Here is a 381-nt window from a genome sequence, read left to right as displayed (position 1 = left end):
CAGCCAGCGCAACGCCGTGAGCTTCGTCGAATGGGCCTCGGCTGCCTTCAAGGTGACAGCGCAAGACCAGGTATCTAGCCACGCCCCATTGCATTTCGACCTGTCGATCTTCGACCTCTATATCTGCGTTAAGAATGGCGCATGCCTTCACCTGATCGACGCCGACCTGGCTGCAAGCCCACGCCATCTCGCTACATTGATCTCCTCCCGGGCGATCACGGTTTGGTATTCAGCACCGGCCATTCTAGGTATGCTGGCCGAACAGCACAACGGGCGCAGCCCTGCTCCGAACCGGCTACGGCTCGTGCTCTTCGCCGGCGAAGTCTTCCCCATCGCGAAGTTGCGCAGGTTGCTGCAGCTGTGGCCCCAACCAGCCTACTA

At 60.4% G+C, this 381-nt stretch carries 1 protein-coding gene; it reads left to right on the top strand.

The features are described 5' to 3' along the window. Positions 1-16 precede the first annotated feature (16 nt). On the top strand, positions 17-381 hold a 365-nt coding region (locus KQH55_RS16365), incomplete at its 3' end, for an AMP-binding protein (RefSeq protein WP_235091713.1).

The sequence above is a fragment of the Mycetohabitans sp. B3 genome (assembly GCF_021498065.1).
In the GTDB taxonomy this organism is placed as follows: Bacteria; Pseudomonadota; Gammaproteobacteria; order Burkholderiales; family Burkholderiaceae; genus Mycetohabitans.
This window is presented reverse-complemented; position numbering and strand designations above follow the sequence as displayed.